Raw genomic sequence first — 26,315 nt, forward strand, 5'->3', positions numbered from 1 at the left:
ATGACGACGACAGTCACAGCAAAAGGTCAGGTCACCATCCCCAAAGCGGTTCGAGAATTGCTCGGGATTGTTCCCGGAAGCGAGGTCGATTTTCATCGGACTGCAGATGGTAGTGTGGTACTGACAAGAGCCGACAGGAAGCAGCCCACTAGCCGCTTTCAAAAGCTTCGGGGACACGCCGGAGAGGGGCTCAATACCGACGCGATCATGGCACTCACCCGTGGTGACGTGTGACGCTGATCGACACGAATGTTCTGCTCGATCTCGTGACCAATGACGGAACTTGGGCTGACTGGTCGATTGAGCAACTCGAAGCGGCCAATCTCGCCGGCCCGCTGCTGATTAACGATGTCGTTTATGCCGAACTTGCAGTCCGCTATGATCGCATCGAGGAACTGGACGCGTTCATCGACGAGGCGGGACTGGTCGTCGCGGCGTTTCCGCGGGCGGCGCTGTTTCTTGCCGGAAAGGCCTTCACGCGGTATCGCCGGGGCGGTGGCTCTCGGACGGGTGTCTTGCCGGATTTCTTCATCGGCGCGCATGCTGCGGTTCAACAGGTTCCGCTGTTAACGCGAGACGTTGGTCGGTACCGGTCATACTTCCCAACTGTCGTGTTGATCTCACCGGCTCAGTGATTTCACTGGAGGGGAGGGGCAAGATCACAGCCCTGGCACCTTGGCCAGCCCTTGGACTTTCACGAACGGGGTCGACGGTTCGAATATCATCAAGACGGTCACCTGCCTTTTTTGTCCATACCGGAGACATAGGTAACAAAACGTACCTAACACATGGGTGACAACCTCGTGCCGAACGGGTTGTCGATGGTTTGCAAAGTTCTCTGCTCCAGGTCGATATATCCCAGATCATAATGCATGAAGCTGACGAGCCAAATGCCGTCGTCGACTTCCTTGAGCCCCAGTTTCTGGCCGGCCAGCACGGTCGAGATGTTGATCTTCTTGCGATAGATGCAGATGCGGCCGCAATTGGTCACCAGCGCATCCCGATCATGGAAGGGGTAGTCGATCTCCGGCAGGCCCTGATAGAGGCGTGACGAAGCGACGTAGAGATCTGCCGGCACCTTCATGTTGAGCGCCTCGTGCGGCCGCTCCTGATTGAATTCGCTGACGAAAGCATCGAAGCGGGCCTGCTGCTGAAGGATGTTTTTGCCGGGTGGTCTGGTCGCCTCTTTTTTCAGCGTCAGGTGCATGCGCTCATGCCGGCCGTTTTGTTGGGGACGGCCCGGCCTGATGCGCTCCAGCGTGATCCCGAGCCTCAGCCACCACACCGACAGCTTCGACAGATTGTAGAGCCCGTTTGGACTGGCGAAAGGCAAGCCGTTGTCGCTGCGGATCGCCGTCGGCAGGCCACATTCGATAAACAGCCGGCGGAACGCGTCGAAGACAGCCCGTTCTCGCGTCGACTCAAAGGCTTCGCAGGCGAGAAGATAACGTGACGCCTGGTCGGTGACCGTCAATGGGTAACAGTTGACCATTGCCAAGTTTGAACTCGCCCTTGAAGTCGGCGCACCACAGATCGTTCGGCAGTAATGCCGGTGACAAGGCTGTCCCTTCGGCTCGATGTCGCTGCCGCTTGCGGGCATGGGCGACCAGACCATGTCGATCGAGAACGGCATGCACCGTACTCTTCGACGGCACGCGCACATCGCCGGCCAGGCGCTTCACCAAAAGCTCCCTGATCTTCCTGGCACCCCAATGCGGCTTGCTCTTCTTGCACGAGACGATCATCGCCTCGACCGGCTCAGGCAGCTGGTTGGCATACCGCACCGGCCGTCGAGACCGATCCGTCAGCGCCTCCAGGCCGTCGTCCTTATAGCGATTGAAGATTTTGTAGCCGGTCTTGCGCGAGATGCCGAATGCACGGCACACATCGCTCATGCCTTCGCCCTCTAGCAGCCGGGCGACAAATCGTAGACGTTCCTCCATCACCGAAGTCTCTTTCCACGGCATCAACACCTCCCGCCAAAAAACGAAAAGTGTTACCCATGTCTCCGGTACGAAACGTCACCTATCTCTCAGGTCGGGCATTTGTCGCAAGACAGCATGGGCAACGCGATATTCTCATATCCTGCCGCATCCTGTAGGGTCGCGGTATCTGCGGACCTATGGGAAAATTTCAGAGCGATCGATGAAGAAAATCTTCAATCCGGCCTCGGTGCGCCGGCCTTTCGGAAATTATAATCACGGCCTGCTGGTGCCGCCCGGCGCATCGCTTCTGGTCACGTCGGGCCAGCTTGGTATCGGTCTCGACGATACTGTTCCGAGCGACATCACGGCTCAGGCGGAACTCTGCTTCGAGGCGATCAAGGCGATCCTCGAAGAGGCGGAGATGAGTTTTGCCGATGTGATCCGCATTTCGGGGTTCGTTACCCGCCGCGAGGATTTCCCGGCCTATATGGCTGTACGGGATCGCTATACGCTCGATCCGAAGCCGGTTTCCACCTTGCTCGTCATCGGCGGCTTTACGCGGCCTGAGTTCCTCGTCGAGGTCGAGGTAACGGCCGCGAAAATCTTGTAGAGCATTTCCGTTTTTCTTCGCTCTACCTCTTTGATTTCACTTTGCCTGGCAAAACTGCGGCACACTTTTGCTGGAATTGCTTTAGAATCGCTCCATCGCGTCCCCGACGCGGGTGAGGAATCTTGCCCGCGTCTCCGGCGTGCAATTGTTCATGTCGTAATGGGCGAGGAACGTCACCGGCCTCACCGGATTGATCTGCGCCCTCAGCACGCGCTTGACGATTTTCTTCGGCGGGTTGCCGGCGGCAAAGGCCCGGAAGGGCGTTGCGCCATAGGTCAGGACGGCTGCGAGCTTGCGGATGTGGCGCAGCCGCGATTCCACCTTGCCGTTGACCAGCTCGAAGGAAACACCCGGCAGCCACACGCGATCGAAATATCCCTTCAGGATTGCCGGAAAGCCGAAATTCCAGATCGGGGTGCAGATCACCAGCCCCTCAGCCGCCTTCAACCTTTCGACATGAGATCCCACCAGCTTCAGATTTTCCGGATAATCGTGATAGACGAGCCGGTCGTGGCGCGAGAGCACCGGATCGAACTGCTCTTCATAGAGGTCGCAGGCGTCCACTGTATGCCCGGCCTTCCCAAGGCTCTCGACGGTCTGCCGGTAAAGCGCCTTGCCGTAACTTTCCTCGACCGGGTGAGAGTGGAGGACGAGAACCCTCATGAAGCCTCCATCAGGCCCGCCAGGCCTGGGAAGAGATAATTCTTGCCGGCGTTGAAGTCGAAATCAGGATTTTCCCACGCAACCATCTTGCCGGGGTTGAGCAGGCCCTTTGGATCGGTTTCCTGTTTGAAGGCGAGCTGAACCGCGTCGGTGCGCTTCATGCCGCCTTCTTCGAGCGTATAGCGGTGCGGGTTGAAGATCGGGCATCCATTGTCCTGGTGGATCTTGATGATCTCCTCCAGCCGCTCTTCAGTGGTATAGCGCACCAGCGGCAGGCCGGAGCACTGGATCTGGCCGTCGAATTTGATGAATTCGAGGTGACCCGGCACTTCGTCACCGAAAATTTCAACCATCTTGCGGACCTTGGCGACATGATCCGGTCCCGGGTATTGCACCTGCAGATAGGTGAAGCTCGGGTCGACCTTCAGCGCACGCAATGTCGTATGGTTCCAGGCAAGCTCGTAGGCATGCGGAATGCCGCGCATGCTTTCCACCTTATCGGAGCGGAACATGATCTCGCCCTTCTGCGCCGCCGTGAAGGCAAGAAAGGCATCCAGGGAGTGCGGCGCGATCATCAGCACGACGATCGACTGACCCTGACGGATGTAGGGCTTGTGGCGGGTGAAATAATCGTGAGGAATGGGAGCGGCGATCGGCGCGATCTCCTTGACGAGGATGCCGTTGCATTTCGCCAGTGCATCGGAGAAGCGCACCGCTTCCATGAAGTCGTCATAGCCGACGAGCACATCGACCCAGTCATATGCAGGTGCCAGCGGCATCTCGATCTCGGTGATGATGCCGTTCGTGCCGTAGGCATGGCTCACTTTCTGGAGATCCCAGCCGGTGAGATCGAGGACGCGCGGTTCGGCCTCCATGGTGACGACGCGCAGGCGCAATATATTGCCGAGGTCACGCAAGCCGCCCCATGTGATCGAGCCGACACCGCCGGAACCGCCGGCGATGAAACCGCCGACCGTCGCCGTCTGGGCGGTGGAGGGGTGGAAACGCAGCTCCTGGCCGGAATGGGCCTTGGTCTGCTTGTCGAGCTGGGCAAGCACGATGCCCGGTTCGCAGATGACGCGGCCGGGATGGATCTCCTTGATCTTGTCCATGGCGGCAAGGTTCAGCACGATGCCGCCGGAAAGCGGCATGGCCTGGCCGTAATTGCCGGTGCCGGCGCCACGCGGCGTGACCGGCACGCCATGGGCATAGGCGACCTTCAGCGTCCGGACGACCTCTTCCTCGGTCTTCGGCGTGACGACGAGATCGGCCGTCACATTGTCGAGCTGCGCCTTCAGGATCGGCGAGTACCAATAGAAATCCCGGCTCTTCTGGCGAACCAGCGCCGGATTATCCTCGACGGCGATGCCTTCGAGTTCCTTTTTGATCTTCTGATAATCGGCCATGTCAGGCTCCAACGACGTTATCGAGTTCACGGTAATCCGGCAGGCTGCGGTCGATCACCTTGCCGCGGCGAAGCACGACGCGGTCAGACTGCGGACGGGACAGGAATTCACTCCAGCGCCGCGCGCTGAAGAGCACGAGATCGGCCGGATCGCCGGCGGCGATACGGCCCTTGTCCGACCGTCCGACGATGGCGGCGGGCGAGTTGGTGACGACGCGGGCGGCGGTATCGAGCGGATGGTCGAGATGCAGGATCCGCACGGCCTCACGGAAGACCTCCACTGGATCGAGATCACCATAAGCATAGAAGGGGTCACGAGTATTGTCGGATGCGACCGCGGTCGCGACGCCGGCAGCGGCCAGTTCCTTGAACAGGGTGACGCCGCGCCAGCGCGGGGTGCGGCCGGGATAGCGATCCTGTAGATACATGTTGCACATCGGCAGTGCGATGACCGCGATACCTGCCTTGGCGACCAACGCGACGGTGCGCGCGGCGGTGTCTTCGTCCTGGCGGGCGAGCGAGCAGCAATGGCCGGCGGTCACCTTGCCCTCGAACCCGTTGCGCAGCACGGCCTCGGCAATTGCTTTCAGTGTCTCGGCGCCGCGATCATCCGTCTCGTCCACATGCAGATCGACATCCAGACCATGCTCCACGGCAGTCCTGAAGAGCGTGTCGAGCTGCCAGACGAGCTCCGGCCCCATCCGGGTGACGCCGCCAAGCAGGCCGCCGCTCTGTCTGACCGTTGTGACGAGATCGGCAAAGAAGGTGCTGTCTGCCATGGCATCCAGCGGGAAGAGGGCGACCGCCTGCAGTGCAATCCTGTCTCTCCAGGCATCCCGGGTTTCGGCAAAAACCTCGAAGGAGATGCGATGCTGGGGCGCAAGCGAATCCAGGTGCGTGCGGATCAGGCTGGTGCCATGGGCATAGGCGGAGCGGAGCGAGAATTCCATGCGCCGTTTGACGTCTGCGGCCGACCAGTTGGCTTCCCGGTCGGCCCTGACGGCATCGAGCGCGCCCATGAAGCTGCCGTCGGGGTTGGCTTGGCGTGGCCAGATATGGCCTTTGTCGAGATGAGTATGGATATCGGCAAAACACGGCCAGACCATGCCGTCCTTGAGATCGATCCTGGCATAATCGGCGGGTGCGGCGCCGGCCGGCCGGATGGCTGTAATCATGCCGTCGCTGATGACGATATCGACCGTGGCCAGTCCCTCGGTGATTGGCACGTCGACATGCTCGAGGGTGACGGCGGGCACTGTCGCATTGCTCAGCACGAAGCGGGCCGCATTTGGCGGGGATATGAAGGAATAAGTCATCAGTTTTCCCGTTTGATGCTGCTTTCATGCCAGCGGTGAAGGCTCAGCCAGGCAATAAGGGTGGTGAGGCCGAAGATCGCTACCCCAAGCATGGAGAGCATCAACAGCGCTGCAAAGAGGCGCGGGATGTTCATCCGGTACTGCGCTTCGAGCAGGCGGAAGGCGAGGCCGGAGCCGGCACCGGCCGAGCCTGCAGCAAATTCAGCGACGACGGCGGCGATCAGCGCGAGGCCGCCGCCGATGCGAAGACCGGTCATGAAATAGGGCTGGGCGGCCGGGATCTTCAGATGGATCAACGTCTGCCAGCGCGAGGCGCCATAGAGTTCGAAGAGGTTGATGAGGTTATGGTCGACACTCTTCAGGCCCTGGACCATGTTCGACAGGATCGGGAAGAATGCGACGAGGAAGGCGCATATCAGCAGCGCGACCTGCGTCGATGGCGCGTAGATCAGGATCAGCGGCGAGATGGCGACGATCGGCGTTACCTGCAGGATGACGGCAAGAGGATAGAAGGCAAGCTCGACCCAGCGCGACTGCACGAGAAAGATCGCAAATCCGACGCCGCCGACAAGCGCCAGCATCAGCGACATGAAGGTGATCTTGGTGGTGACCCATAGGGCAGGAGCAAGCGTACCCCAATCCGTCACGAAGGCGTTTGCCACAGCGGCCGGTCCTGGCAGGATATAGGGCGGCACGCCCGACAGTTTCACATAGGCGTACCATACGAGGATCAACAGGGCGATGACGAGGAAGGGGATTGCGATGCGCAGCGCAAGATCGCGGCGCCTTGCGCTTGCGGTACCCTTCACGAGCAGCGGCGATGTGTCTGTTTCGTCACTCATCAATGATCCCCTGCCGAATTGATCGCCCCGATCAGCGAATGCGATACCGTTTCGCAGGCCTTGCGGTATTCTTCCGAGGTGCGGTAGTGCGCGTCGCGCTCGAGGCTGGTGATCAGCGGGACGTCGGCATGCACGCGCCCGGGCCTTGCCTTCATCACGACGATGCGGTTCGAGAGATAGGCGGACTCGAAGACCGAATGCGTCACGAAAATCACCGTAATGCCGGTTGCCTTCCACAGCCGCAATACGTCGTCGTTGAGTTTCTGGCGGGTGATCTCATCGAGCGCGGCGAAAGGCTCGTCCATCAGCAGCAGCTTCGGCTTCGTCACCAGCGCCCGTGCGATCGAGACGCGCATCTTCATGCCGCCGGAAAGTTCGCGCGGATAGGCCTTGGCAAAATCCTGAAGGCCGACGGTGGTCAGCACTTCCATGATCTGATCATGCGCGGCTGCCTTCGAAACGCGCCTCAACCTCAGCGGTAGATGGACATTGTCGAACACGTTCTTCCAGGGCATCAACGTCGGTTCCTGGAAGACAAAGCCGATATCGCCCTCCGGCAGACCTCTGGAATTGATGCGCGAACTCGGCCAGTCGATCGTTCCCGAGGTGACATCGCCGAGACCGGCTATGATGCGCAGCGCCGTCGACTTGCCGCAGCCGGAAGGGCCGAGCAGGCTGACGAACTCGCCGCTTTCGACCGTGAGCGACATGTTCGAAAGGGCGGCAGTGCCGCTGGAAAAGACCTTCGAGACCGACCGCATGATAACAAGCGGCCGCTTGCGCGTCTCTTTCGGCGATACCGCCTGGGCGTCTGCTGGGAGCATTGCTGTCTCGTTCATGCGGGAGGATACGGCCCGCCACGTCCTCAATGGCGGACCAGGAGAGCCGTCGGTAAGCCTACTTCTTTAGTGCCACGCCGGTGCTCTTGCAGACGAACTTCGTCGTAAACGCTTTGGTGTAATCCGTCTCCGGCTTGAAGACCTTGATCGCCACCATCTCGTTGAAGAACGTCTTGTAGTGCGCATCGGTGATGCAGCCGATGCCCTTGTCGAGGCTGTCGCCGGATTCGATGATGCCGTATTCCTTCATCTTGGCGATGGAGTAGGCGAGCTGGCCATCTGTCATTTCAGGATTATCCTTCTTGATCAGCGCGTTCGCCTTGCTGTTGTCGCCGTAGAGGTAGTTGTACCAGCCCTCGATCGAGGCATCGACGAAGCGCTGCACGACGTCCGGCTTGCTGTCAATCATCGCCTGTGTTGTCGTGATCATCGTCGAATAGGGCGAGTAGCCGTTGTCGGCGAGCAGGAAGACCTTCGGCTCAAAGCCTGCCTGCTTCTGGATCTCGTAAGGTTCGGAGGTCAGGTACCCCTGCTGGGCAGAGTCCTTGTCTGCGAGGAAGGGGGCGGGACTGAAATTATAGGGCTTGTACTGTTCGTCCTTGAAGCCTTTGAAGTTGGCCTTCATCCATTCGAAATAGGTGAGGTAGCCGTCCTTGCTGAGGAACAGTGTTTTCAGCTTGGCGAGGTCCTCAAACTTGTCGACGCCGTTGTCCGGATGGGCGATCAGCACCTGCGGATCCTTTTGGAAGATCGCGGCGACATCGACCAGCGGAATGCCCTGCTCGACGGCGGCTATTTCGCCCTGAGGACCACCCATGTAGAAATCGAGCTTGCCGGAGATCAAGAGCGCGCTGCCTGCAGCATTCGGGCCGCCCTGGACGATGGTGACGTCGAGGCCGTATTTTTCATAGGTGCCGTCGGCGACGGCTTGGTAGAAGCCGCCGTGTTCCGCCTGGGCAAGCCAGTTCGTTCCATAGCTCACCTTGTCGAGGGCAAGCGCCGGCGAGGCGGCGGCAAGCATCGAGGCGAGGCCGAGGCAGCCCAGGAATTGCATCTTCGTTAGTGCTTTCAACATGGTCGGCAGTTCCCCTTTTGTGGCCAAGGGAGGCCTTGCTCGGCTCCCTTTTGAGGGAATTTGAGCCATTGCCATGCGCTTTGAAAAGCATCAAAATTCGTGCACATTGATGCCTTTTCGGCATCTCTGGGAAAGCTGAAGATAATTTGTGCGCCCTGCGCAAAACTTATGCATTGGAGAGATCATGTTGCACTCCAGACGCCTTCTTTACATCAACGAGATCGCCCGTTGCGGTTCGATCCGCAAGGCGGCCGCGCGCCTCAACGTGGCGTCTTCGGCAGTCAACAGGCAGATTTTGGCGCTGGAGGAGGAGATCGGGGCGCCGCTTTTCGAGCGGCTGCCGCGTGGCTTGCGGCTGACGGCTGCCGGCGAACTCTGCATCGAGCATATTCGCGACGTGCTGAAAAATTACGAGCGCCTGGAGGGGCGCATTCGCAGCCTCAAGATGCAGCAGGCAGGAAAGGTGCGCATGGTGACGACCGTTGGACTTGCCGCCGGGCCCCTGCCCGAAATTATCGCGCGCTTTCTTTCAGAGCATCCGCGCGTCTTCGTCCAGCTGCGTAACGATACCGGCGGCACGACGGCCAGCCCAGTCGTTTCCGGCGAGGTGGATATCGGTCTCGGCTTCAACATCCCCGCTATGCCCGGCATCCGCACGCTCGGAAATTTCGATATCCCGATCGGTGTCGTGCTGCCGCCGGGGCATCACCTGATCGGTCCCGGACCGATCAACCTCGCCGATGTCACCCAGGAAAAACTGGTTCTGGCGCAGCCGGGCACCAGCCTGCGCGAGGTGATCAACCTTGCTTTTGCGCGCCTGCCCATCTCGGTCGAGCCGGTGCTGGAAACCAATGCATCGGAGATGCTGAAACAGCTCGTCAAATGCGGCACGGGGCTGACGCTGCTCAATCCGCTCGACGTCATCACCGAATGCCGGCGCGGTGAACTGGTCTTCCGGCCGATCGCCGAGCCGCATGCGCGTTACCAGCAGATGAAGCTGTTTGCCCGCGCCCGCGCGCCCCTCGACGCGGCCACCAGCCTTTTCGTCGAATATCTGCTCGCCGAACTGCTCGGCCTGGTGCAGGAATTGCAGGCCAAGGGTCATATCCCACCTGAAGCTAAACCCGTGGCTGAGCCTATTTCACATAGAGATTCGAAAGCGGATAGGCCTTGAGATCCTGGAGCAGCTCGACAAACCCCTTGACCTGATGGCGGCAGATCGCCTCGCCCTTTTCTGCGGTGGCGATCGAGGCATCGCCGACCACGCCGAAGGGATTGAGGTCATGCGCGATCCAGGCCAGCGAATGCGGCGGCAGAGGCTGAAGAAATTTGGATTGCTCCCGCATCCCCTCGGCCTTCGAAGCGAAGTTTTGGGCCTTGTCCATCCGCACCAGCTCGGGTCGGAAGTGCAGCATCAACGACGTCTCGACATCGCCGCCGTGGATGCCGTATCTGCTCTCGTGATCGCTGACCATTCCTTCGGGATGACCGAAACGGCCCCATTGCGTGGAAACCACCGCCATTTGATGGCGCACACGCAGTTCGCGCGCGACAATGCTCATGATGTCGACATTGCCGCCGTGGGAATTGACGATCACCATCTTCCGCAGGCCGGTTTCGGCAACCTTTGCGCCGATCGCCGTCCAGACGGGGATGAGCAGCTCGGCACTGAGCGACAGCGTGCCGGGGCCGTAGATGTGTTCGTTGGCCTTGCCGATCTCCTGTGTCGGAAGGACCAGGATATTCAGATCCTCCGGCCGCTGCCTCTTCAGCTCCGCCAGCATGCCGGTCGCGATGGCGACATCCGTTGCGATCGGCAGATGCGGGCCGTGCTGTTCCGTCGAGGCGATAGGCAGAATAGCAATCGTGGTCTCGGGGGAGAGGCCGGCAAAGTCATATGTATTGAGCTCGTTCCAGTAAAACGGCGTAGCCATGCGGTCTTCCCTTTTCGTCACCTGCTTCGATAGGGAGTAGGGAATAAAGATGGGTCGGAAAAGCATCATTTTTTGCGCATGGCGCTGCTTTTTTTCGTACGCATTCGCGAGCGTTACTCCGTGGCGTAGACATGGTCTGTGACCGCACCGACGAGACGCTGCGCCGACGCTTCCGCATGCAAGGCAACTTCATTGAATATGTGGCTCGCAGCCTCGACGTCGATACGCCAGACGATATCGTGGCCGGCAGTGGCGCAATGAAGAACAAACTCGCGGGATGGCAGCGAGATGGTTCGCCCTATCTGATGACCGTTGCATTCGATCTGGAAGCACCACGCCTAGAGCGCCGCGCGTCTTTCAGACGCGTCAAGGGCGCTCTATCTCTTTGAATTTGCGCATAATCCTCTCCGAAATTCGGTTCCGATTTTCTGGGTTATGCGCTTGAGCCTTATCTGGCCGCCATGCTCGCGACCAGATCGCTGAACCTCTCGCCCTGAATGCCAACATGCCCCCGCAGCAGCCGGCGGGCCTCATCTCCATCTCCGGCAAAGATCGCATCGACGATGGCGCAATGCTCCAAGAAGGACGTCGACAGGCGGTTGCGCACGCGCAGTTGGAGGCGGCGATACGGCCGCAGGCGTCGATGCAATTGCAGACATTGCTGCTCAAGGAAATCGCTTCGGCCGGCGGCGTAGATGGCCTTATGGAACTCCTCATTGTCGTAATAATAGGCATCACTGTCACCGGCAGCGGCTGATTGCTCACAGCGGCCGTGGGTGGCCGTGATCGCTTCTCGAGAGGTCTTGTCCAGCCGCCGTGCGGCGAGCGACCCGGCCAGGCCCTCCAGTTCCGCCATAACTTCGAACATCTCATAGACGCGGTGCGGGCCCGGATCGATGACAACAGCACCTCTGCGCGGTCGAATTTCGATGAGACCAATGGCATCGAGCTGCATCAGCGCCTCGCGCACCGGCGTGCGGGAGACCCCGAAACGCGTCGCAAGCACCGTTTCGTCGAGCCGCTCACCGGGAGAGAACTCGTTGGAAAGAATTGAATTTTCAATCTCATCCCGAAGCCATCGGCCGACATTCTCGGACATTCGTTTCACTTCCCTCATACACAAATGATATTCTTGTATACACGATTGTTGACCTCGTGTACGAAGAATGGCATTCTACATACTACCGGTGAAACCCGAGGATGGGAAGCTGCCGTCAAAAAGGTCCGCACCTTTGGCCGGTCGGCAGAAGAGAGGAGAAATGGCATGTCTGAGGCTTCCTTCTTCACCGACATGCTACAGAGCATCACGGATCGCGGACGCCAGCTTTTGTTTTCCGGCGCGCGCGCCCCGCAGGTCGCAGCCAAGGTCGATCTCCAGACACTCTGTGAAATGTTGCTGTCGAGCCGGGGCGAGGCCTCGGGCATGGCGCTTGCCGCCGAGATACTCGATCGCTGGGGCGCGCTCGAGAGCGAGGGCGCGCAGAAATTCCTCCTTATGCTGCATGAAAAGTTCGGGCCCGACACAACCAAGCTCGACCAAGCGATTGATAAATACCGCGCTGACAAAAGCTCTGCCGCGATCATTGCTCTCCACCAGGCAGCCGAGCCGCGGCGACAGGAGCTTCTGCGCCGATTGAACCACGCACCGAACGGCACCGCCAAGCTCGTCCGGATGCGTCAGCAGCTTCTTGCTTCCAAAGACCAATCCGCAGGTTATCACGCGCTTGACGCCGACTTCACGCATCTGTTCGGCTCCTGGTTCAATCGTGGCTTCCTGACGCTGCGGCCCATCGACTGGACGACGCCGGCTTACATCCTGGAAAAGATCATCAAATACGAGGCGGTGCACGAGATCGCCGGCTGGGAGGAATTGCGTCGTCGATTGGCGCCGGCCGACCGCCGATGCTTTGCCTTCTTCCACCCCCGACTAGCCGACGAGCCGCTGGTGTTCGTCGAGGTGGCGCTCACACGATCGGTGCCCCGCGCGATCGGGGATGTGCTCGACGAGGGCAGGGAGCAGATCAACGCCGACGAGGCGACGACGGCCGTCTTCTATTCGATCTCCAACTGCCAGGAAGGCTTGCGTGGGATCTCGTTCGGCAACTTCCTGATCAAACAGGTCGTCGAAGATCTGCGCCGAGACCTGCCCGGCCTGAAGAACTTCGTCACGCTATCGCCCGTTCCAGGCTTTGCCCGCTGGCTTGCCAAGGCGCGCGCCTCGGCCGCCGACCGGTTCTTATCCGAAGCGGCCCGCGAAACGCTAATGTCGCTGGACGATCCGAACTGGCCTGACAACGAGAAGACAGCGATCGCAGTGGAGCGCGTGTTGCTGCCTCTTGCGGCCCGCTATTTCCTGGTCGAACGGACGCCGGACGGCCGCCCAGTGGATCCTGTCGCCCGCTTCCATCTCGGCAACGGCGCTCGACTTGAAAGACTGAATTTTCTTGGCGACCGCTCATCAAAGGCGATGCAGCAGGCACACGGCCTGATGGTCAACTATCTCTACAAGCTCGACGACATCGTGGCCAACCACGAGGCTTTGGCGCAGCGCGGCGAAGTGATTGCCTCGCCTGCTGTCAAAAGCCTGCTCAACCAGAACGACGAAAGCCGCAGCGGCGGCAATGGGCAGCAAGGCTCCCGGCCATTCGCACAGATAGTGAATTCAACGCTTGGAGGAGGGCGAAAGTGAGCAACCATCTTTTCGACGCCATGCGGGCCGCCGCGCCCGGTAACGCACCATTCATCCGGATCGATAACACACGCGCATGGACCTATGACGACGCCTTCGCTCTTTCCGGCCGCCTTGCCAGCGCGATGGACGCGCTCGGCATTCGCCCCGGCGACCGCGTTGCGGTGCAGGTCGAGAAAAGTGCGGAGGCACTGATCCTCTATCTCGCCTGTCTTCGAAGCGGCGCCGTCTACCTGCCGCTCAATACCGCCTATACGTTGGCTGAGCTCGATTATTTTATCAGCGATGCGGAGCCGCGTTTGGTGGTTGTTGCATCGTCGGCTCGAGGGGGCGTGGAGACAATCGCCAAGCCCCGCGGTGCGATCGTCGAAACGCTCGACGCTGCTGGCAGCGGCTCGTTGCTGGATCTCGCCCGCGATGAGCCGGCCGACTTTGTCGATGCCTCGCGCTCCGCCGATGATCTGGCTGCGATCCTCTACACGTCGGGAACGACGGGACGCTCCAAGGGGGCGATGCTTACGCATGGGAACCTGCTCTCGAACGCCCTGACCTTGCGAGATTTTTGGCGCGTCACCGCCGGCGATCGACTGATCCATGCCTTGCCGATCTTCCACACGCATGGGCTGTTCGTCGCCACGAACGTCACACTGCTTGCCGGCGCCTCGATGTTCCTGCTGTCGAAGTTCGACCCGGAGGAGATCCTGTCGCTGATGCCGCAGGCAACGATGCTGATGGGCGTGCCGACCTTCTACGTGCGCCTCCTGCAAAGCCCGCGCCTCGACAAGCAAGCGGTCGCCAACATCCGCCTCTTCATTTCCGGTTCGGCGCCGCTGCTTGCAGAAACACATACCGAGTTCCAGGCACGTACCGGTCACGCGATTCTCGAGCGCTACGGCATGACGGAAACCAATATGAACACGTCCAACCCTTATGAGGGGAAACGGATTGCCGGAACGGTCGGCTTCCCGCTGCCTGATGTGACGGTGCGCGTCACCGATCCCACCACCGGGCTCGCGCTGCCGCCTGAAGAAACCGGCATGATCGAGATCAAGGGGCCGAACGTCTTCAAGGGCTATTGGCGCATGCCCGAAAAGACCGCGGCCGAATTCACCGCCGACGGTTTCTTCATCAGCGGCGATCTCGGCAAGATCGACCGGGAAGGTTATGTCCACATCGTCGGCCGCGGCAAGGATCTGGTGATTTCCGGTGGATACAACATCTATCCGAAAGAGGTGGAGGGCGAGATCGACCAGATCGAGGGTGTGGTTGAGAGCGCTGTGATCGGCGTGCCGCATCCCGATTTCGGAGAAGGCGTGACCGCCGTCGTCGTGCGCAAAACCGGCGCCGTCCTCGATGAAAAAGCTATCGTCAGCGCCCTCCAGGACCGGCTCGCGCGCTACAAACAACCCAAGCGCATCATCTTTGCCGAAGACTTGCCGCGCAACACGATGGGCAAGGTTCAGAAAAACATCCTGCGGCAGCAATACGCCGATCTTTACACAAGGACGTAAAGAGACCGCGCCCTCTGGGAGGAGGGTGCGTCGACATCCCGTATCAATCTTAAAAACAGCAACTGCGACGCGGAGGCGTCGGAGGGAGGGGAATCATGGGTATTGAATTACTGTCCATAGGCCTGCTGGTCGCCATGTTCATCATTGCGACGATCCAGCCAATCAACATGGGTGCGCTCGCCTTTGCCGGCGCCTTCGTGCTCGGCTCGATGATCATCGGGATGAAAACCAACGATATATTTGCCGGCTTTCCGAGTGATCTGTTCCTGACGCTCGTCGCCGTCACCTACCTCTTCGCCATAGCGCAGATCAACGGCACGATCGACTGGCTCGTCGAATGTGCGGTTCGCCTGGTGCGCGGGCGGATCGGCTTGATTCCCTGGGTGATGTTCCTGGTCGCCGCCATCATTACTGGCTTCGGCGCACTTGGGCCTGCTGCGGTCGCCATTCTCGCACCCGTCGCGTTGAGCTTTGCCGTGCAGTACCGCATTCACCCGGTGATGATGGGTTTGATGGTGATCCATGGCGCACAGGCAGGCGGCTTTTCGCCGATCAGCATCTATGGCGGAATCACCAACCAGATCGTTGCGAAGGCCGGCCTGCCTTTCGCTCCGACCTCGCTGTTTCTCTCCAGCTTCTTCTTCAATCTGGCGATCGCGGTGCTGGTCTTCTTCGTTTTCGGCGGCGCGAGGGTGATGAAGCAAGTTCCCGCATCACTTGGCCCCTTGCCCGAACTCCATCCCGAGGGCGTATTGGCGTCGATCAGAGGTCACGGCGGCACGCCGGCAAAACCCTTCAGGGAGCATGCCTACGGTACGGCGGCTGATACCGCGACGACGTTGCGCCTGAACAATGAGAGAATTACCACCTTGATCGGCCTGACGGCGCTCGGCATCGGCGCCCTGGTTTTCAAATTCAACGTTGGCCTCGTCGCAATGACCGTCGCCGTCGTCCTCGCGCTGCTGTCACCGAAGACCCAGAAGGCAGCAATCGACAAGGTCAGTTGGTCGACCGTGCTGCTGATTGCCGGCATCATCACCTATGTCGGCGTCATGGAGAAGGCCGGCACGGTCGACTACGTGGCGAATGGCATATCCAGTCTAGGCATGCCGCTGCTGGTAGCGCTCCTGCTTTGCTTTACGGGCGCAATCGTCTCGGCCTTTGCTTCCTCGACCGCGCTGCTCGGCGCGATCATCCCGCTTGCCGTTCCATTCCTCCTGCAAGGCCACATCAGCGCCATCGGTGTGGTCGCGGCGATCGCCATCTCGACGACGATCGTCGACACCAGCCCATTCTCCACCAACGGCGCCCTTGTCGTCGCCAATGCGCCGGACGACAGCCGTGAGCAGGTGTTGCGACAGCTCCTGATCTACAGCGCCTTGATCGCTATCATCGGTCCGATCGTTGCCTGGTTGGTGTTCGTCGTGCCCGGGCTCGTTTGACGACGGGCTGCTCCCAGCGAAAAGTGTGCCGAGCCTCGGCACACTTGGAGACCGTGGATGTCCCAATCACGGAAACGGGGAAAAACGTTTTCAAGGGAGAGCGATCCCTTCTGCCGGCGTGAAGCGGCGGCCAGCTCTTGCCAACTAGAAGGACGTCTTATCATTCGGCGCCTTAGCGCAGTTTCTCAACGGCGACGGCAAGACACGCTTTGAACGCGGCGAGATCCGTATAGAGTGCATCCCGCGCCGCATCTCCGATGATCAGGACGCCACCGCGCCGCTCAATCCCGGCGTGCAGCATCAGATTGTCGGCTAGGCCGAAATCCTCGACCGCAATCCATTCGGGTCCCGCAGTCGACCTTCAGCATCATAGGCGACGGCCCCGCCATAAAGATCGCTCACCCGCCCGCTGTGATCGCGGGCCACATTCGTGTAGGCGAACACAGGCTTACCGCTTGCGCACATAAAGCCGAGTTCGAAGGCCGTCCCTGTATCGGCGGCAATGCCACGAAAGGGCGTCAGATTGGCGATGATCGCGTCAGCCTCAATCATCATCTTCTCGTCCACCGCGTTTATCGCAGCCGCCCGCTCGCGCTTCGAGTTCGTGTGCGGGATTTCCAGATCGCCAGGCGAGAGCGGAATAAGTCCCGCCTCACGGGCAAGTGCCGCCTTGCGGTCGAGCATTTCACGGGCGTTGGGAAGGAAGACCTCCGGACCGGCGAGGTAAACTTTTTTTGTCATAGAATCGCACCTAAAAGGGATGGGCTTGGCATCAAAATACCTTCCTCGCTCTACAGCGAAGTAGGATCACAATCCAGTGGCCGAAACCGCCCATGCCGCAGCGCGTATCTGCACGCGTAGAGATCACGCCGCCGTGCTGCAGATTGTAAGTGCAGCATAGGCAACGCGGTGCCATCGCCACGTCAGGCCTGCTCGTGCTCGATGTCGATGTCGATGTCGATGTTGGCGGCGCGGCCCAGCTCGACGTCAACACGGTGCGCAATGAACTGCCCGCGGCGACTGAGCGGGGAATCAAACACCTCATTCCTGTCTGCGTAGGCTCCCCAACATAGCCTTGAACCCCGCGACCGCCCGCTTCGAAACCGCCTCCGGATTCTCCGCATTGGCGATCCACAGCGCCATATGGCTGCTGGCGCCATTGATGAGGCGAGCGGCGGTTTCGGTGTCGATGTCGATGATCTCGCCATCGGCCTTGAGACGGTCGAGGCTGCGAGAGAGGGCGGCGATACAGCCGGGGGTGTTCTGCCATTGCGAGATATCGCCGAGTACGGCAGGGCCATCGCGAAACATGATGCGCTGGATTTCGGGCTCAAGCGCCATTTCGATATAAGCGGAGCACTCATCGACAAAGCCCTGCCAGCGCGTGGGAGCGGCGGCCGAGACCTCATTCAGCCGTTCAGTCATTTCCGCGTCGATTTCCATGATGACGGCCTGGAGCAGGCCCCTCTTGTCACCGAAATGGTGATAGAGGGCCCCGCGCGTCAGTCCCGCTTCGCCGGTGAAATCGTCCATCGAAGCTTCCGCGTAGCCGATCGTGCCAAAGGCGCGCCGCCCGGCTGCGATAAGTTTGCCGCGGGTCTCTGCGATCATCTCCTGGCGCGGTTTGCGCATGGCTACTCCTTTGACATACGCCGCGTATCTTTTTCATTGACATACGGGACGTATGCATTATCTAGATACATACGCTTCGTATATAAGTGTTCTATCCGATAGCTGGAGGGATCGTCCCATGTCAAATCCGTATAAACAAATATTCGCGGCACCTGGGGCCAAGGGCTTCTCCGCAGCCGGCTTTTTCGCACGCCTTCCCATCGCCATGGCGCCGATCGGCATCGTCGCCATGCTCTCCCAGGCACATGGCGAATATTGGCTGGCAGGCGCCGTATCGGCGACCTATGCGCTCACCAATGCGGTGATCTCGCCGCAGATTTCGCGAGCGGTCGATCGGCTGGGCCAGACGGCAGTCGTCGTTCCCAGCACCATCGTGTCAGTACTGGCGTTCATCGCGCTGATCGCCGCTGCCAACCAGAATTGGCCGGTGTGGACGCTGTTCGCCTCGGCCTTCCTCGCGGCGGCCATGCCAAGCATCCCGGCGCTGATGCGGGCGCGCTGGACGGAACTCTTTCGCAACAAGCCCGAGCTCAACACGGCCTTCGCGTTCGAAAGTGCCGCGGACGAACTGGTCTATATCGCCGGCGCCTCGCTGTCCGTCGGGCTTGCGGTCGCCCTATTCCCGGAAGCCGGCATGATGGTGAGCACAGCTTTTCTAGCGCTAGGGACGGCCGCCTTCATCGTGCAGCGCGGCACCGAGCCAAAGGTGCGTCATGTCACCGGCGCGGCTTCGGTTGGCTCCGCGATCCGGCAGCGTCCGGTGCAGATCATCACGCTCGCGCTGATCTTCGTCGGCGCGATCTTCGCAACCGCTGAGGTGAGTGTTGTCGCCATCACCAAGGAGCTTGGTCAGCCGAATGCGGCAAGCCTGGTCATCGGTGTCTATGCTCTCGGTTCGTTCCTATTGGGATTGGCCCTCGGAGCGCTTAATCTGCGCATCCCCTTGCACCGTCAGTTGCTGATCGCCGTCGCCACGCTCGCACTAACCTCGTTGCCGCTTCTGGTCGCTGGCAGCTCGGTAAACCTGCTTGCAATCGCCGTCTTCGTCAGCGGCATCGCGATCTCACCGACCTTTATAACGGCCTTCGGACTGATTGAGCGTCGCGTGCCTGAAACGGTGCTGACGGAAGGTGTCACCTGGGTGATGACCGGTATCGGCATCGGCATGGCGCTTGGCGCCTTCGTCTCGGGCTGGGTCGTCGACAGCTACGGACCCCAGAGCGGATTCTGGGTGTCTTCGGCGGCCGGGACGGCGACCGTCCTTATCATTGCCCTCGGTCAGCGCACCCTCTCGGGAGAGTGCACCGACGGGGAAGGTTGCGCGATGCTGGAACCGGCGCAGTAGCAGGTGCGTGCGGTAGAAAGGAAGGGCGCAGGAGGCTTCCGGCAAGCGCGATGTGTCGGACCTTATCCTGCAGGAAATTCTGGCGGGCGTTCTGGTACCGGAACCTGGCTGAAGCAGATCGATCTGGAGCGGCGCGCAGAATGCACCCGCCCAGGAGTACGCCGCGCACTCGATCGCCTCGCGCTGCTCCTTCACTCAAGCTCCATAATAGTTTGCCGTAAAGTTGAGGTCCGGTTTCGTCAATAGCGCCGCAATCGAGCGGGAACGGAGTTTACAGGCAAGATGCGAAACGGGCCGGCATAACCGGCCCATCCACAATCAATGCTGCTCGACTGGCGCCGGTATCGCCGCCGGCGAGCCCTGTCGTCCGAGCCGGTCGGCTACCAGCATCGACAACATCATTTCCACCAATCCGTTTGCACTGCCCTTCTCGCCGCCGGCACCGCCGACTTGGATCTGCGGCACTAGCGGCAGCCTACCGTTCTCGATCGCTTCGGCAAACCGCATCAAGACCTGCGAATTGAGCTGGTAGTCCGGACCGCCGAAGGCCGCGACCTTCTTCTCCGTGGCTTCCGCTTCCGCCAGACCGACGGCCCGCACCGTCTGGGCATCGGCGAAACCGGTCGCCTTGATACGCTCGGCATCGGCAAGCGCGATCGCCTTGATCCGATCGGCCTCGCCGAGACCGGCGAGACGGACCTTTTCTGCTTCGGCCTTGGCGGTGACCTGAATGGTCTCTGCCTGCTGGCGGGTGCGGGCCAGCTGCGCCTTACCCTCGTTTTCACTGATCTCGATAGCGAGCGCCGAAGTCGTGATCTTGGCCTGCTGCTCGGCCAGCGCCTCCTTCTCGCGCAGCGTCCGCTCTTGGATCGCGGCGGCTTCCTGCAACCTGTAGGTCTCAACCTTTTCGACGGCGATCTGGCGTTCGCGCAACTGGATCAGGATCTGCTCGATACTGTTCTGACCATTGCCGGCGCGCGGCGTGCCGATCAGCACTTCCTGCAGTTCGAGACTGTAGGAGGCGAACTTCTCACGCATTTCGTCGCCGGACTTGCGCTGGATTTCGCTGCGCTCCTGCAGGAGTTCGATCAGGGTCTTGGTCTGGGCGATGTTCTTGAAATAGGCCGAGACCATCGGATCGAGCGTCTGCTCGACCAGCCGCTTGATATCGCCGAAGCGCTGCACCACCAGCGGCGCCTTCATATAGTCGATATGCACGACGACCGAGAGCGGCAGGACCGGCTCGAATGCGTCCTTGGTGATCAGCGACACTTCCGAAAGGTTCTCATCAAGGCGATGTTCGCCGAACTGCTCCTTCGTCCACTTGAGCACGAAGTTGGTCGTCGGCACGATGACGATATTGCCCGCATAGGTGTTGAACGCGTACTTGCCCGGCAGAAGCGGTGTCGACCAGACACCGCGCGAACCCTGTTCGACCAGTTCGCCATGCCTATAGGACTGGCCGGATACATCCGCGCTACGGCGGCCGGTATAGGAAACGACGACGCCCACGGTGCCGACACTGATGACCGTCTTTTCGACCAGTTCGACAGTCGCGAAAATGCGGTTGAGGAAGTAGCTACCATCAGCAAGCACCTGCAACTGCCGGCCGCGATAACCGCCGCCATTGAGGAATTTCTCGGGATCCTGGAAATTATTATGAAAGTTCGGGTCCCTGGGATCATTGGCAACCGTCGGCGCAATGATCTCGCCATCCGGCAGCGCCGAGCCATCATGGATGGTGACGATGCCGATCATGTCATCGGCATCGCGAATGACGACCGGCTCGAAACCATCCCGCTCCGCGATCATCTCCGACATCTCCGAAAACAGCTTCTGTTCGGAGGCGTTCAAGTTTACCGCATAGTTCGACTGCGCAGTGAGCACGATGAATTGTGCGAGGTTGATGGCGTAGGTGCCTTCGCGCAGAATCTTGCGTTGTGGACCTTTTTGGCCGCCCTTTTCAAGAAAAGCGCGCACGTCCTGGAAATCGTCAGCCTCGGTATTCGACGCCAAGGTCTTGGTTGGCGGTAGCGACTTGCCATCGCGGGCGAAGACATAGCCGATCTGGCCCTGCGGAATGGTCACCAGATTGGCGCGATGCATCGAATATTGGAACGGCATGAAGAAATGCAGGCCGCCGCGCACGACGTCCGGCTGGAAACCGGCCTCACCGTTCAGTGCAATGAAGCCATTGTTTACGGAGCCACGGAAGCTCCACAGTTTCTCGAGGATGCCAAGCCTGTCGTTGGGGATGTAGCGGATCACGCCGCTCCACCAGAACAGAACTGTCAGCACGATGATGAGGGCGACGATTTCGATCGCCAGCCATTCCATCGGACCAAGATATTGTACGGAATCCATATTTTCTCTCCACTGGGCGCACGGGTTCGTCCACCCGACGGCGGCCCGGTTGGTTTTGGTTGCTGAGACGGGGAGTTTGCGCGCCTATACGAACGACGCAGGAAGTGCGTGTCGAACGTTTGGGCTGCTCATTGTCTGGAAAAATGACCGCGCGTCCCGAGTCCCCACCGAGGAACGGCGTGGTCGTGAGTGTCTCACATCGGAGTTGCCTTGATAGACATGACGACGAAGCACGTAGGAATTGCGCCTATAGGTTTAAAGATGTTCGATGCGGAAATCAGGCAAGTACTTCCAACGATTTCGATTTTTCGAGCATTCAATTCTACTGAATTATGCTCTTTCCGCTTGATCGTTTCGGCCGGTGGTTTCTTTGCCAAGCGTCCGCAAAATTATGAGAATAGTGATTGCCCGCCCCCAACCTCACGGCACCTGCGCCCCACTCACGGCGACATAGATCGAATAAACCGACCGCGTCGCTGCAATAAACAGCCGGTTGCGTTGGGGTCCGCCGAAGGTCAGGTTGGCGACGGTCTGCGGTACGCGGATCTTGCCGATCAGTTTGCCGGTCACGTCGAAGCAATGCACGCCATCGGCGGCACTCGACCAGAGGTTTCCGTTTACGTCGGTACGGATGCCGTCAGGGATGCCGTTGTCGATCAAGCAGAAGACGCGGCCGTTGGTGAGCCTTTCGCCGTCGATCACATCGAAGGCGCGGATGTGGCGTGGCAAGCTTTCGTCATGGCTTGCCGCGGAATCCGCGACATAGAGAATGGTCTCGTCGGGCGAGAAGGCGAGGCCGTTCGGCTGGGTAAAATCGGTGACGACGGCGGAAAGCGCGCCGGTTGCCGGATCGAGCCGGTAGACGTTGCGGGTCGACTGCTCCGGCTCGGCGCGATAGCCTTCATAGTCCGACATGATGCCGTAGGTGGGGTCGGTGAACCAGATCGTGCCGTCCGATTTCACCACCACGTCGTTCGGCGAATTGAGCCTGGCGCCCTCGAAACGATCGGCGAGCACGGTGATCGAGCCGTCGACCTCGGTGCGTGTGACGCGGCGCGTCCCATGTTCACAGGAAATCAGCCGTCCCTGCCGATCGCGTGTATGGCCGTTGGTGAAGTTGGAGGGTTGGCGATAGACTGAGACGCCGCTCTCAGGCGTCCATCGCAGCATGCGCTGGTTGGGAATGTCGCTCCAGAGCAGTTGGTTCGCGTCGTTGAACCAGACGGGACCCTCCGCCCAGCGGCAGCCGGAATAGAGTTCATCGAGGCCGGCACTCGTGACGATTAACTGCCGGAAGCGCGGGTCGTGGATTTCATAGATGTTGGCCTCGGCCATGGCGGTCTTCCCAATTATCGCATGCCGGCCCGGCGGCCGCCGGCGAGCATGATGACGCTGATGATGATGAGGCCGGTCATGATCAGGCGGATGCCCGCCCCGAGCCCGTAAGTGTTGAGCATGGAGACGACCAGGAACATGAAGAGCGATGCGCCCCAGATGCCCGGCACGTTGGAATCGCCGCCGGCGACCGCCGTGCCGCCGATGACGACGACGGCAATCGACATCAAGAGATATTCCGAGCCCATGTTGAGCGCCGCGCCGCCGGAAAAGCAGGCGAGCAGATAGCCCGCGACCGAGGCAAGAACGGCGCAGAAGAGGTACGTGACGAAACGCGTGCCGTCGACCGGAATTCCGGCCATGCGGGCTGCCGGCATGCTCTGGCCAATCGCCGAGATCCAGCGCCCGTAGATCGTCTTTTCGAGCAAGAACCAGGCCAGCAGCGAGATGAGGAGTGCGACGATCGCCACATTCGGCACGCCGAGCGTGTGCGACGTGGTGAATTCCGCCAGCACGCTCGGTGGCTTGATGCGCAGTCCGCGGTTCGTCCAGATCGCGGCGGACTGCACGATGAAGCTCATGGACAGTGTGGCGATGATCGGCGGAATGCGCAGCGCCTTGATAAGTGCATAGTTGCCGAGACCGACGACAAGGCCGATGACGATGGCGACGAGAAGGCCGGGCAGGATCATGCCGTTTTCGACATTCATCAGCTTCAGCGCCACCGTGCCGACAAGCGTCATGGTGGCGGGAACCGAGAGGTCGATGTTGCCGGGGCCGAGCGTGATGACGAACATCTGGCCGATGCCGACGATGACCGAGAAGGCCGCGAAGGTGAGGGCTGCCTGCGACAGGCCGAGGGCGCTGGCCCCGAGCGTCACCATGATCGTCAAAAACCAGACGACAAAGGCGGCAAGCCACGACCAGATCCAGGGTTTGCGAAAGAGGCGAAGGAGAGGGGTCATCGGCGCTTCTCCCGCTTCTCCAGGCGGTTCAGCACCAGACGAAGTGCGAGCACGATGATCAGGATCGCGCCCTGGGCCCCGATCTGCCAGTCCGGCGAGATCCGCAGGAAGGACAGGAACGAGCCGGCGAGCGTCAGCGTCAGCGCGCCGATGACGGCGCCGATCGGGGAGACGCGGCCGCCGATGAACTCGCCGCCGCCAAGGATCACGCCGGCGATCGACAGCAGCGTGTAGCGCAATGCGATATTGGCATCGGCCGAGGTGGTCAGGCCGACAAGGGCAATGCCGGCGAGCACAGCAAAGAGGCCGGCAAGCCCATAGGCGGCAGCGCGCGCCGCGACAATCGACCAGCCGGCGCGCTCGACCGAGCGCTGGTTGCCGCCAATGCCGCGCATCAGCACGCCGAGCGAGGAGCGCATGATGAGGAGATGGGCAACCACGGCGATGACGATGCTGGCGACGATCGCAATCGGCGCCAGCGGCGGCTTAACGGTCATCAGCCAGCGGACCCAATCGGGCGCCTGCCCGCCCGGCGCCGGCAGCAGCAATACGGCAAGGCCACCCCAGACGAAGCTCATGCCAAGGGTCACGACGATGGAGGGCAGGTCGCGCAGATAGATGACGACGCCAAGCGCCGCATAGGTTGCGATCGCCCCGGCAAGGATCAGCACGCCGGTCACCGGGGCATCCCGCAGAAAGGTTGCGGTGACGCAGGCGACGAAGCTAACGAATGTGCCCATCGAGAGATCGAGATCGTTGACCGCCATCACAATCATCTGGGCGATCGTCGCCAGCGCGATCGGCACAGCCAGGTTGAATAGCAAGTTGAGCCCGACATAGCTCATGGCGCGCGGCTGCAGCCAGAAGACAGCGGCAAGCAGCAGCGTCAGCGACAAGGCGGGAATGGCAAGACGCATGGCGTCGGACGACAGCCGGACCGTCATGCGGCGACCCCTTCGAAGGAGGCGGCGATGATATTCTTCTCGTTGACGGCGTCGCCGGCGAGTTCGGCCGTGATGCGGCCTTCGCGGAAGACATAGACGCGGTCGCAGAGGCGGACCTCGTCCATTTCGGTCGAGTACCAGATGAAGGTGCGGCCATGCGCCGCTTCCTCGCGGATGATCGCGTAGACCTCCTGCTTGGTGCCGACATCGACGCCGCGCATCGGATCGTCCATCAAGACGACAGGCGCGCGTGTCGCCAGCGCCCGGGCAAAGAGCACCTTCTGCTGGTTGCCGCCGGAAAGCGAGAGGATACGATTGTCCATGTCGGGCGTGCGGATCTCGATCCGCCGCTTCCAGTCAGCGCCCTTCGTCTCCTCTTCGCCCGCGAGGATGAGGCCGCGCCGGGAGAGGTCACCGAGCGAGGCGATGGAGAAATTGCGCAGGATGCTCCACAGCTCGAAGACGCCGTTGAGGCGTCGGTCGCCGGCGACAAAGGTGACGAGCGGATCGCGCTCCGGCAGCCAGTTGCCGGATTGGGCGGCATGCAGGGCGAGCAGCAGCTCAGTCTGGCCGTGGCCGGCCAAACCCGCCAGTCCGATGATCTCACCCTTGCGCGCCGCAAAGGGCAGGCCTTTCGCCTGATGGGAGAGAATGAGCGGGGCGGTGGATTGTTCGCGCGCCGCGCGCTGCTTGGTCTCCTCCTTCGCAACGGTGCCCATGGCTTCCACGAGGCCGTGATGGTCAAAGTCCTGCGCCGGGCGCTCGGCGACGACACGGCCATCCTTCATGACGACGATGCGATCGGAGGTTTCGAGGATCTCGTGCAGGATATGCGAGATGAAGATGACGGACCCGCCCGTGGCGATGAAGCGGCGAACATAGTCGAGCATCTGCCGGGCAAGGCTTGCATCGAGCGATGAAGTGGGTTCGTCGAGGATCACCAGACGGGGTGCAATGCCGGCGTCGGAAAAGGCCATTGATATCTCGACCATCTGCCGCTCGGCGATCGAAAGATCGCCGACGGTCCGGCTGCTGTCGATGCCGTGGCCGGGAAAGACGGCATCGAGGCTTTTCTCGATGATCTCTGCGGCGCGCCTGCGCCAGCCGAAGCCGCCGAGATGGCGATGCATGATACGCGTGTTCTCGACGATCGAAAGGTTTGGGCAGAGCGATAGTTCCTGGAAGACGCAGCGCACGCCGCGGGCACGCGCCGCGTTGATACCGTAGCGCTCCAGCCGCTCGCCGTCGCTCGCCACGCTTCCTTCGTGCGGCGTGAGGCCGCCGTTGATCACGCTGACGATGGTGGACTTGCCGGCGCCATTGTGTCCCACCAGCCCGACGCATTCGCCCGGCATGACGCGGAGGGTCACGCCGTCGAGTGCCCTGACCGCGCCGAAGCTCACCTTGGCGCCCTCGACGGCGATCACCGCCTTCAAAACCTCATCCATGCTGCCCGCCATGCCTGCTTGCAAAAAATGC

Annotated in this window: 23 protein-coding genes and 2 pseudogenes; 9 read left to right on the top strand and 16 right to left on the bottom strand. The window is 60.8% G+C overall.

What is annotated here, in order from left to right; translation table 11 throughout:
- Together U5G49_RS27575 and U5G49_RS27580 are read left to right on the top strand one after the other, a co-directional pair.
- Complete coding sequence (locus U5G49_RS27575) at nucleotides 1-234, top strand: AbrB/MazE/SpoVT family DNA-binding domain-containing protein (RefSeq protein WP_018247053.1); 234 nt, start codon at nucleotides 1-3, stop codon at nucleotides 232-234.
- Nucleotides 231-635, top strand: coding sequence for a type II toxin-antitoxin system VapC family toxin (locus U5G49_RS27580; RefSeq protein WP_193444899.1), 405 nt, complete (start codon nucleotides 231-233; stop codon nucleotides 633-635). Before U5G49_RS27575 ends, U5G49_RS27580 begins: the two co-directional genes overlap by 4 nt.
- 146 nt (nucleotides 636-781) lie before the next feature.
- On the opposite strand, the pseudogene U5G49_RS27585 reads toward U5G49_RS27580, so the two are convergent.
- Nucleotides 782-1,967, bottom strand: a pseudogene (locus tag U5G49_RS27585) (IS481 family transposase).
- 178 nt (nucleotides 1,968-2,145) lie between these two features.
- Here U5G49_RS27585 and U5G49_RS27590 point away from each other — a divergent pair.
- Nucleotides 2,146-2,535 carry a RidA family protein gene (locus tag U5G49_RS27590; protein WP_193444498.1) on the top strand — a complete coding sequence of 130 codons (390 nt, stop codon included), beginning with the start codon at nucleotides 2,146-2,148 and terminating at the stop codon, nucleotides 2,533-2,535.
- 81 nt (nucleotides 2,536-2,616) lie between these two features.
- Here the strand turns inward: U5G49_RS27590 and U5G49_RS27595 are convergent, their stop codons facing one another.
- From U5G49_RS27595 to U5G49_RS27620, 6 genes are all read right to left on the bottom strand, one after another.
- A complete protein-coding gene (locus U5G49_RS27595) occupies nucleotides 2,617-3,198 on the bottom strand; it encodes an NAD(P)H-dependent oxidoreductase (protein ID WP_193444497.1) in 582 nt (193 codons plus the stop codon).
- Entirely contained in the window at nucleotides 3,195-4,604 is a 1,410-nt protein-coding gene (locus U5G49_RS27600; protein ID WP_193444496.1) for an FAD-binding oxidoreductase, read from the bottom strand. The genes U5G49_RS27595 and U5G49_RS27600 overlap by 4 nt, the downstream gene beginning before the upstream one ends.
- 1 nt (nucleotide 4,605) lies before the next feature.
- Complete coding sequence (locus tag U5G49_RS27605; protein WP_193444495.1) at nucleotides 4,606-5,919, bottom strand: cytosine deaminase; 1,314 nt, start codon at nucleotides 5,917-5,919, stop codon at nucleotides 4,606-4,608.
- Complete coding sequence (locus U5G49_RS27610; RefSeq protein ID WP_032981327.1) at nucleotides 5,919-6,761, bottom strand: ABC transporter permease; 843 nt, start codon at nucleotides 6,759-6,761, stop codon at nucleotides 5,919-5,921. Before U5G49_RS27610 ends, U5G49_RS27605 begins: the two co-directional genes overlap by 1 nt.
- On the bottom strand, nucleotides 6,761-7,585 hold the full coding sequence (locus U5G49_RS27615) for an ABC transporter ATP-binding protein (RefSeq protein ID WP_193444494.1): 825 nt from the start codon (nucleotides 7,583-7,585) through the stop codon (nucleotides 6,761-6,763). Before U5G49_RS27615 ends, U5G49_RS27610 begins: the two co-directional genes overlap by 1 nt.
- Before the next feature lie 73 nt (nucleotides 7,586-7,658).
- A complete protein-coding gene (locus U5G49_RS27620; protein ID WP_193444493.1) occupies nucleotides 7,659-8,675 on the bottom strand; it encodes an ABC transporter substrate-binding protein in 1,017 nt (338 codons plus the stop codon).
- A 184-nt stretch (nucleotides 8,676-8,859) separates the two neighbouring features.
- On the opposite strand from U5G49_RS27620, the gene U5G49_RS27625 reads away from it, so the two are divergent.
- Complete coding sequence (locus U5G49_RS27625; protein WP_193444492.1) at nucleotides 8,860-9,849, top strand: LysR family transcriptional regulator; 990 nt, start codon at nucleotides 8,860-8,862, stop codon at nucleotides 9,847-9,849.
- Here the strand turns inward: U5G49_RS27625 and U5G49_RS27630 are convergent.
- Nucleotides 9,812-10,678, bottom strand: a complete 867-nt coding sequence (locus tag U5G49_RS27630; RefSeq protein WP_193444491.1) for a creatininase family protein — start codon at nucleotides 10,676-10,678, stop codon at nucleotides 9,812-9,814. The two genes, U5G49_RS27625 and U5G49_RS27630, sit on opposite strands and share 38 nt — an antisense overlap.
- Before the next feature lie 62 nt (nucleotides 10,679-10,740).
- Here U5G49_RS27630 and U5G49_RS27635 point away from each other — a divergent pair, with 62 nt between their 5' ends.
- Nucleotides 10,741-10,998 carry a hypothetical protein gene (locus tag U5G49_RS27635; protein ID WP_246288961.1) on the top strand — a complete coding sequence of 86 codons (258 nt, stop codon included), beginning with the start codon at nucleotides 10,741-10,743 and terminating at the stop codon, nucleotides 10,996-10,998.
- A gap of 59 nt (nucleotides 10,999-11,057) precedes the next feature.
- Here U5G49_RS27635 and U5G49_RS27640 read toward each other — a convergent pair whose 3' ends face one another.
- Nucleotides 11,058-11,708, bottom strand: coding sequence for a GntR family transcriptional regulator (locus tag U5G49_RS27640; RefSeq protein ID WP_026188687.1), 651 nt, complete (start codon nucleotides 11,706-11,708; stop codon nucleotides 11,058-11,060).
- A 165-nt stretch (nucleotides 11,709-11,873) separates the two neighbouring features.
- On the opposite strand from U5G49_RS27640, the gene U5G49_RS27645 reads away from it, so the two are divergent.
- The 3 genes from U5G49_RS27645 to U5G49_RS27655 all read left to right on the top strand — a co-directional run bounded on the left by U5G49_RS27645 (nucleotide 11,874) and on the right by U5G49_RS27655 (nucleotide 16,251).
- Complete coding sequence (locus U5G49_RS27645; RefSeq protein ID WP_193444490.1) at nucleotides 11,874-13,298, top strand: malonyl-CoA decarboxylase; 1,425 nt, start codon at nucleotides 11,874-11,876, stop codon at nucleotides 13,296-13,298.
- Nucleotides 13,295-14,809 carry a malonate--CoA ligase gene (locus tag U5G49_RS27650; RefSeq protein ID WP_193444489.1) on the top strand — a complete coding sequence of 505 codons (1,515 nt, stop codon included), beginning with the start codon at nucleotides 13,295-13,297 and terminating at the stop codon, nucleotides 14,807-14,809. The genes U5G49_RS27645 and U5G49_RS27650 overlap by 4 nt, the downstream gene beginning before the upstream one ends.
- 95 nt (nucleotides 14,810-14,904) lie before the next feature.
- Nucleotides 14,905-16,251 (top strand): SLC13 family permease, encoded by a 1,347-nt coding sequence (locus U5G49_RS27655; protein ID WP_193444488.1) that lies wholly within the window; start codon nucleotides 14,905-14,907, stop codon nucleotides 16,249-16,251.
- Between the two features lie 172 nt (nucleotides 16,252-16,423).
- On the opposite strand, the pseudogene U5G49_RS27660 reads toward U5G49_RS27655, so the two are convergent.
- Both U5G49_RS27660 and U5G49_RS27665 read right to left on the bottom strand, forming a co-directional pair.
- Nucleotides 16,424-16,992, bottom strand: a pseudogene (locus U5G49_RS27660) (nucleoside 2-deoxyribosyltransferase).
- Nucleotides 16,993-17,292: 300 nt separating this feature from the next.
- Nucleotides 17,293-17,883, bottom strand: coding sequence for a TetR/AcrR family transcriptional regulator (locus U5G49_RS27665; RefSeq protein WP_026188688.1), 591 nt, complete (start codon nucleotides 17,881-17,883; stop codon nucleotides 17,293-17,295).
- A gap of 118 nt (nucleotides 17,884-18,001) precedes the next feature.
- Between U5G49_RS27665 and U5G49_RS27670 the strand changes: the two genes are divergently transcribed.
- Entirely contained in the window at nucleotides 18,002-19,228 is a 1,227-nt protein-coding gene (locus tag U5G49_RS27670; RefSeq protein WP_193444487.1) for an MFS transporter, read from the top strand.
- Between the two features lie 318 nt (nucleotides 19,229-19,546).
- Here U5G49_RS27670 and U5G49_RS27680 read toward each other — a convergent pair whose 3' ends face one another.
- The 5 genes from U5G49_RS27680 to U5G49_RS27700 all read right to left on the bottom strand — a co-directional run bounded on the left by U5G49_RS27680 (nucleotide 19,547) and on the right by U5G49_RS27700 (nucleotide 26,284).
- Nucleotides 19,547-21,592: an SPFH domain-containing protein gene (locus U5G49_RS27680; RefSeq protein WP_193444486.1), complete on the bottom strand. Its 2,046-nt coding sequence runs from the start codon at nucleotides 21,590-21,592 to the stop codon at nucleotides 19,547-19,549.
- Between the two features lie 420 nt (nucleotides 21,593-22,012).
- On the bottom strand, nucleotides 22,013-22,927 hold the full coding sequence (locus U5G49_RS27685; RefSeq protein ID WP_193444485.1) for an SMP-30/gluconolactonase/LRE family protein: 915 nt from the start codon (nucleotides 22,925-22,927) through the stop codon (nucleotides 22,013-22,015).
- A gap of 14 nt (nucleotides 22,928-22,941) precedes the next feature.
- Nucleotides 22,942-23,892: an ABC transporter permease gene (locus U5G49_RS27690; protein WP_193444484.1), complete on the bottom strand. Its 951-nt coding sequence runs from the start codon at nucleotides 23,890-23,892 to the stop codon at nucleotides 22,942-22,944.
- Complete coding sequence (locus U5G49_RS27695; RefSeq protein WP_193444483.1) at nucleotides 23,889-24,836, bottom strand: ABC transporter permease; 948 nt, start codon at nucleotides 24,834-24,836, stop codon at nucleotides 23,889-23,891. The genes U5G49_RS27690 and U5G49_RS27695 overlap by 4 nt, the downstream gene beginning before the upstream one ends.
- Complete coding sequence (locus tag U5G49_RS27700) at nucleotides 24,833-26,284, bottom strand: sugar ABC transporter ATP-binding protein (protein ID WP_193444482.1); 1,452 nt, start codon at nucleotides 26,282-26,284, stop codon at nucleotides 24,833-24,835. Before U5G49_RS27700 ends, U5G49_RS27695 begins: the two co-directional genes overlap by 4 nt.
- Nucleotides 26,285-26,315: the final 31 nt, after the last annotated feature.

The organism is Rhizobium indigoferae (assembly GCF_034554815.1).
Taxonomy (GTDB): domain Bacteria; phylum Pseudomonadota; class Alphaproteobacteria; order Rhizobiales; family Rhizobiaceae; genus Rhizobium; species Rhizobium leguminosarum.

Excerpts from the sequence above, each read along its gene's own strand:
- U5G49_RS27575 (WP_018247053.1), top strand. The coding sequence starts at position 1 with ATGACGACGACAGTCACAGCAAAAGGTCAGGTCACCATCCCCAAAGCG.
- U5G49_RS27590 (WP_193444498.1), top strand. The coding sequence starts at position 2,146 with ATGAAGAAAATCTTCAATCCGGCCTCGGTGCGCCGGCCTTTCGGAAAT.
- U5G49_RS27595 (WP_193444497.1), bottom strand. The coding sequence starts at position 3,198 with ATGAGGGTTCTCGTCCTCCACTCTCACCCGGTCGAGGAAAGTTACGGC.
- U5G49_RS27600 (WP_193444496.1), bottom strand. The coding sequence starts at position 4,604 with ATGGCCGATTATCAGAAGATCAAAAAGGAACTCGAAGGCATCGCCGTC.
- U5G49_RS27605 (WP_193444495.1), bottom strand. The coding sequence starts at position 5,919 with ATGACTTATTCCTTCATATCCCCGCCAAATGCGGCCCGCTTCGTGCTG.
- U5G49_RS27610 (WP_032981327.1), bottom strand. The coding sequence starts at position 6,761 with ATGAGTGACGAAACAGACACATCGCCGCTGCTCGTGAAGGGTACCGCA.
- U5G49_RS27615 (WP_193444494.1), bottom strand. The coding sequence starts at position 7,585 with ATGCTCCCAGCAGACGCCCAGGCGGTATCGCCGAAAGAGACGCGCAAG.
- U5G49_RS27620 (WP_193444493.1), bottom strand. The coding sequence starts at position 8,675 with ATGTTGAAAGCACTAACGAAGATGCAATTCCTGGGCTGCCTCGGCCTC.
- U5G49_RS27625 (WP_193444492.1), top strand. The coding sequence starts at position 8,860 with ATGTTGCACTCCAGACGCCTTCTTTACATCAACGAGATCGCCCGTTGC.
- U5G49_RS27630 (WP_193444491.1), bottom strand. The coding sequence starts at position 10,678 with ATGATGCTTTTCCGACCCATCTTTATTCCCTACTCCCTATCGAAGCAG.
- U5G49_RS27635 (WP_246288961.1), top strand. The coding sequence starts at position 10,741 with ATGGTCTGTGACCGCACCGACGAGACGCTGCGCCGACGCTTCCGCATG.
- U5G49_RS27640 (WP_026188687.1), bottom strand. The coding sequence starts at position 11,708 with ATGTCCGAGAATGTCGGCCGATGGCTTCGGGATGAGATTGAAAATTCA.
- U5G49_RS27645 (WP_193444490.1), top strand. The coding sequence starts at position 11,874 with ATGTCTGAGGCTTCCTTCTTCACCGACATGCTACAGAGCATCACGGAT.
- U5G49_RS27655 (WP_193444488.1), top strand. The coding sequence starts at position 14,905 with ATGGGTATTGAATTACTGTCCATAGGCCTGCTGGTCGCCATGTTCATC.
- U5G49_RS27665 (WP_026188688.1), bottom strand. The coding sequence starts at position 17,883 with ATGCGCAAACCGCGCCAGGAGATGATCGCAGAGACCCGCGGCAAACTT.
- U5G49_RS27670 (WP_193444487.1), top strand. The coding sequence starts at position 18,002 with ATGTCAAATCCGTATAAACAAATATTCGCGGCACCTGGGGCCAAGGGC.
- U5G49_RS27680 (WP_193444486.1), bottom strand. The coding sequence starts at position 21,592 with ATGGATTCCGTACAATATCTTGGTCCGATGGAATGGCTGGCGATCGAA.
- U5G49_RS27685 (WP_193444485.1), bottom strand. The coding sequence starts at position 22,927 with ATGGCCGAGGCCAACATCTATGAAATCCACGACCCGCGCTTCCGGCAG.
- U5G49_RS27690 (WP_193444484.1), bottom strand. The coding sequence starts at position 23,892 with ATGACCCCTCTCCTTCGCCTCTTTCGCAAACCCTGGATCTGGTCGTGG.
- U5G49_RS27695 (WP_193444483.1), bottom strand. The coding sequence starts at position 24,836 with ATGACGGTCCGGCTGTCGTCCGACGCCATGCGTCTTGCCATTCCCGCC.
- U5G49_RS27700 (WP_193444482.1), bottom strand. The coding sequence starts at position 26,284 with ATGGATGAGGTTTTGAAGGCGGTGATCGCCGTCGAGGGCGCCAAGGTG.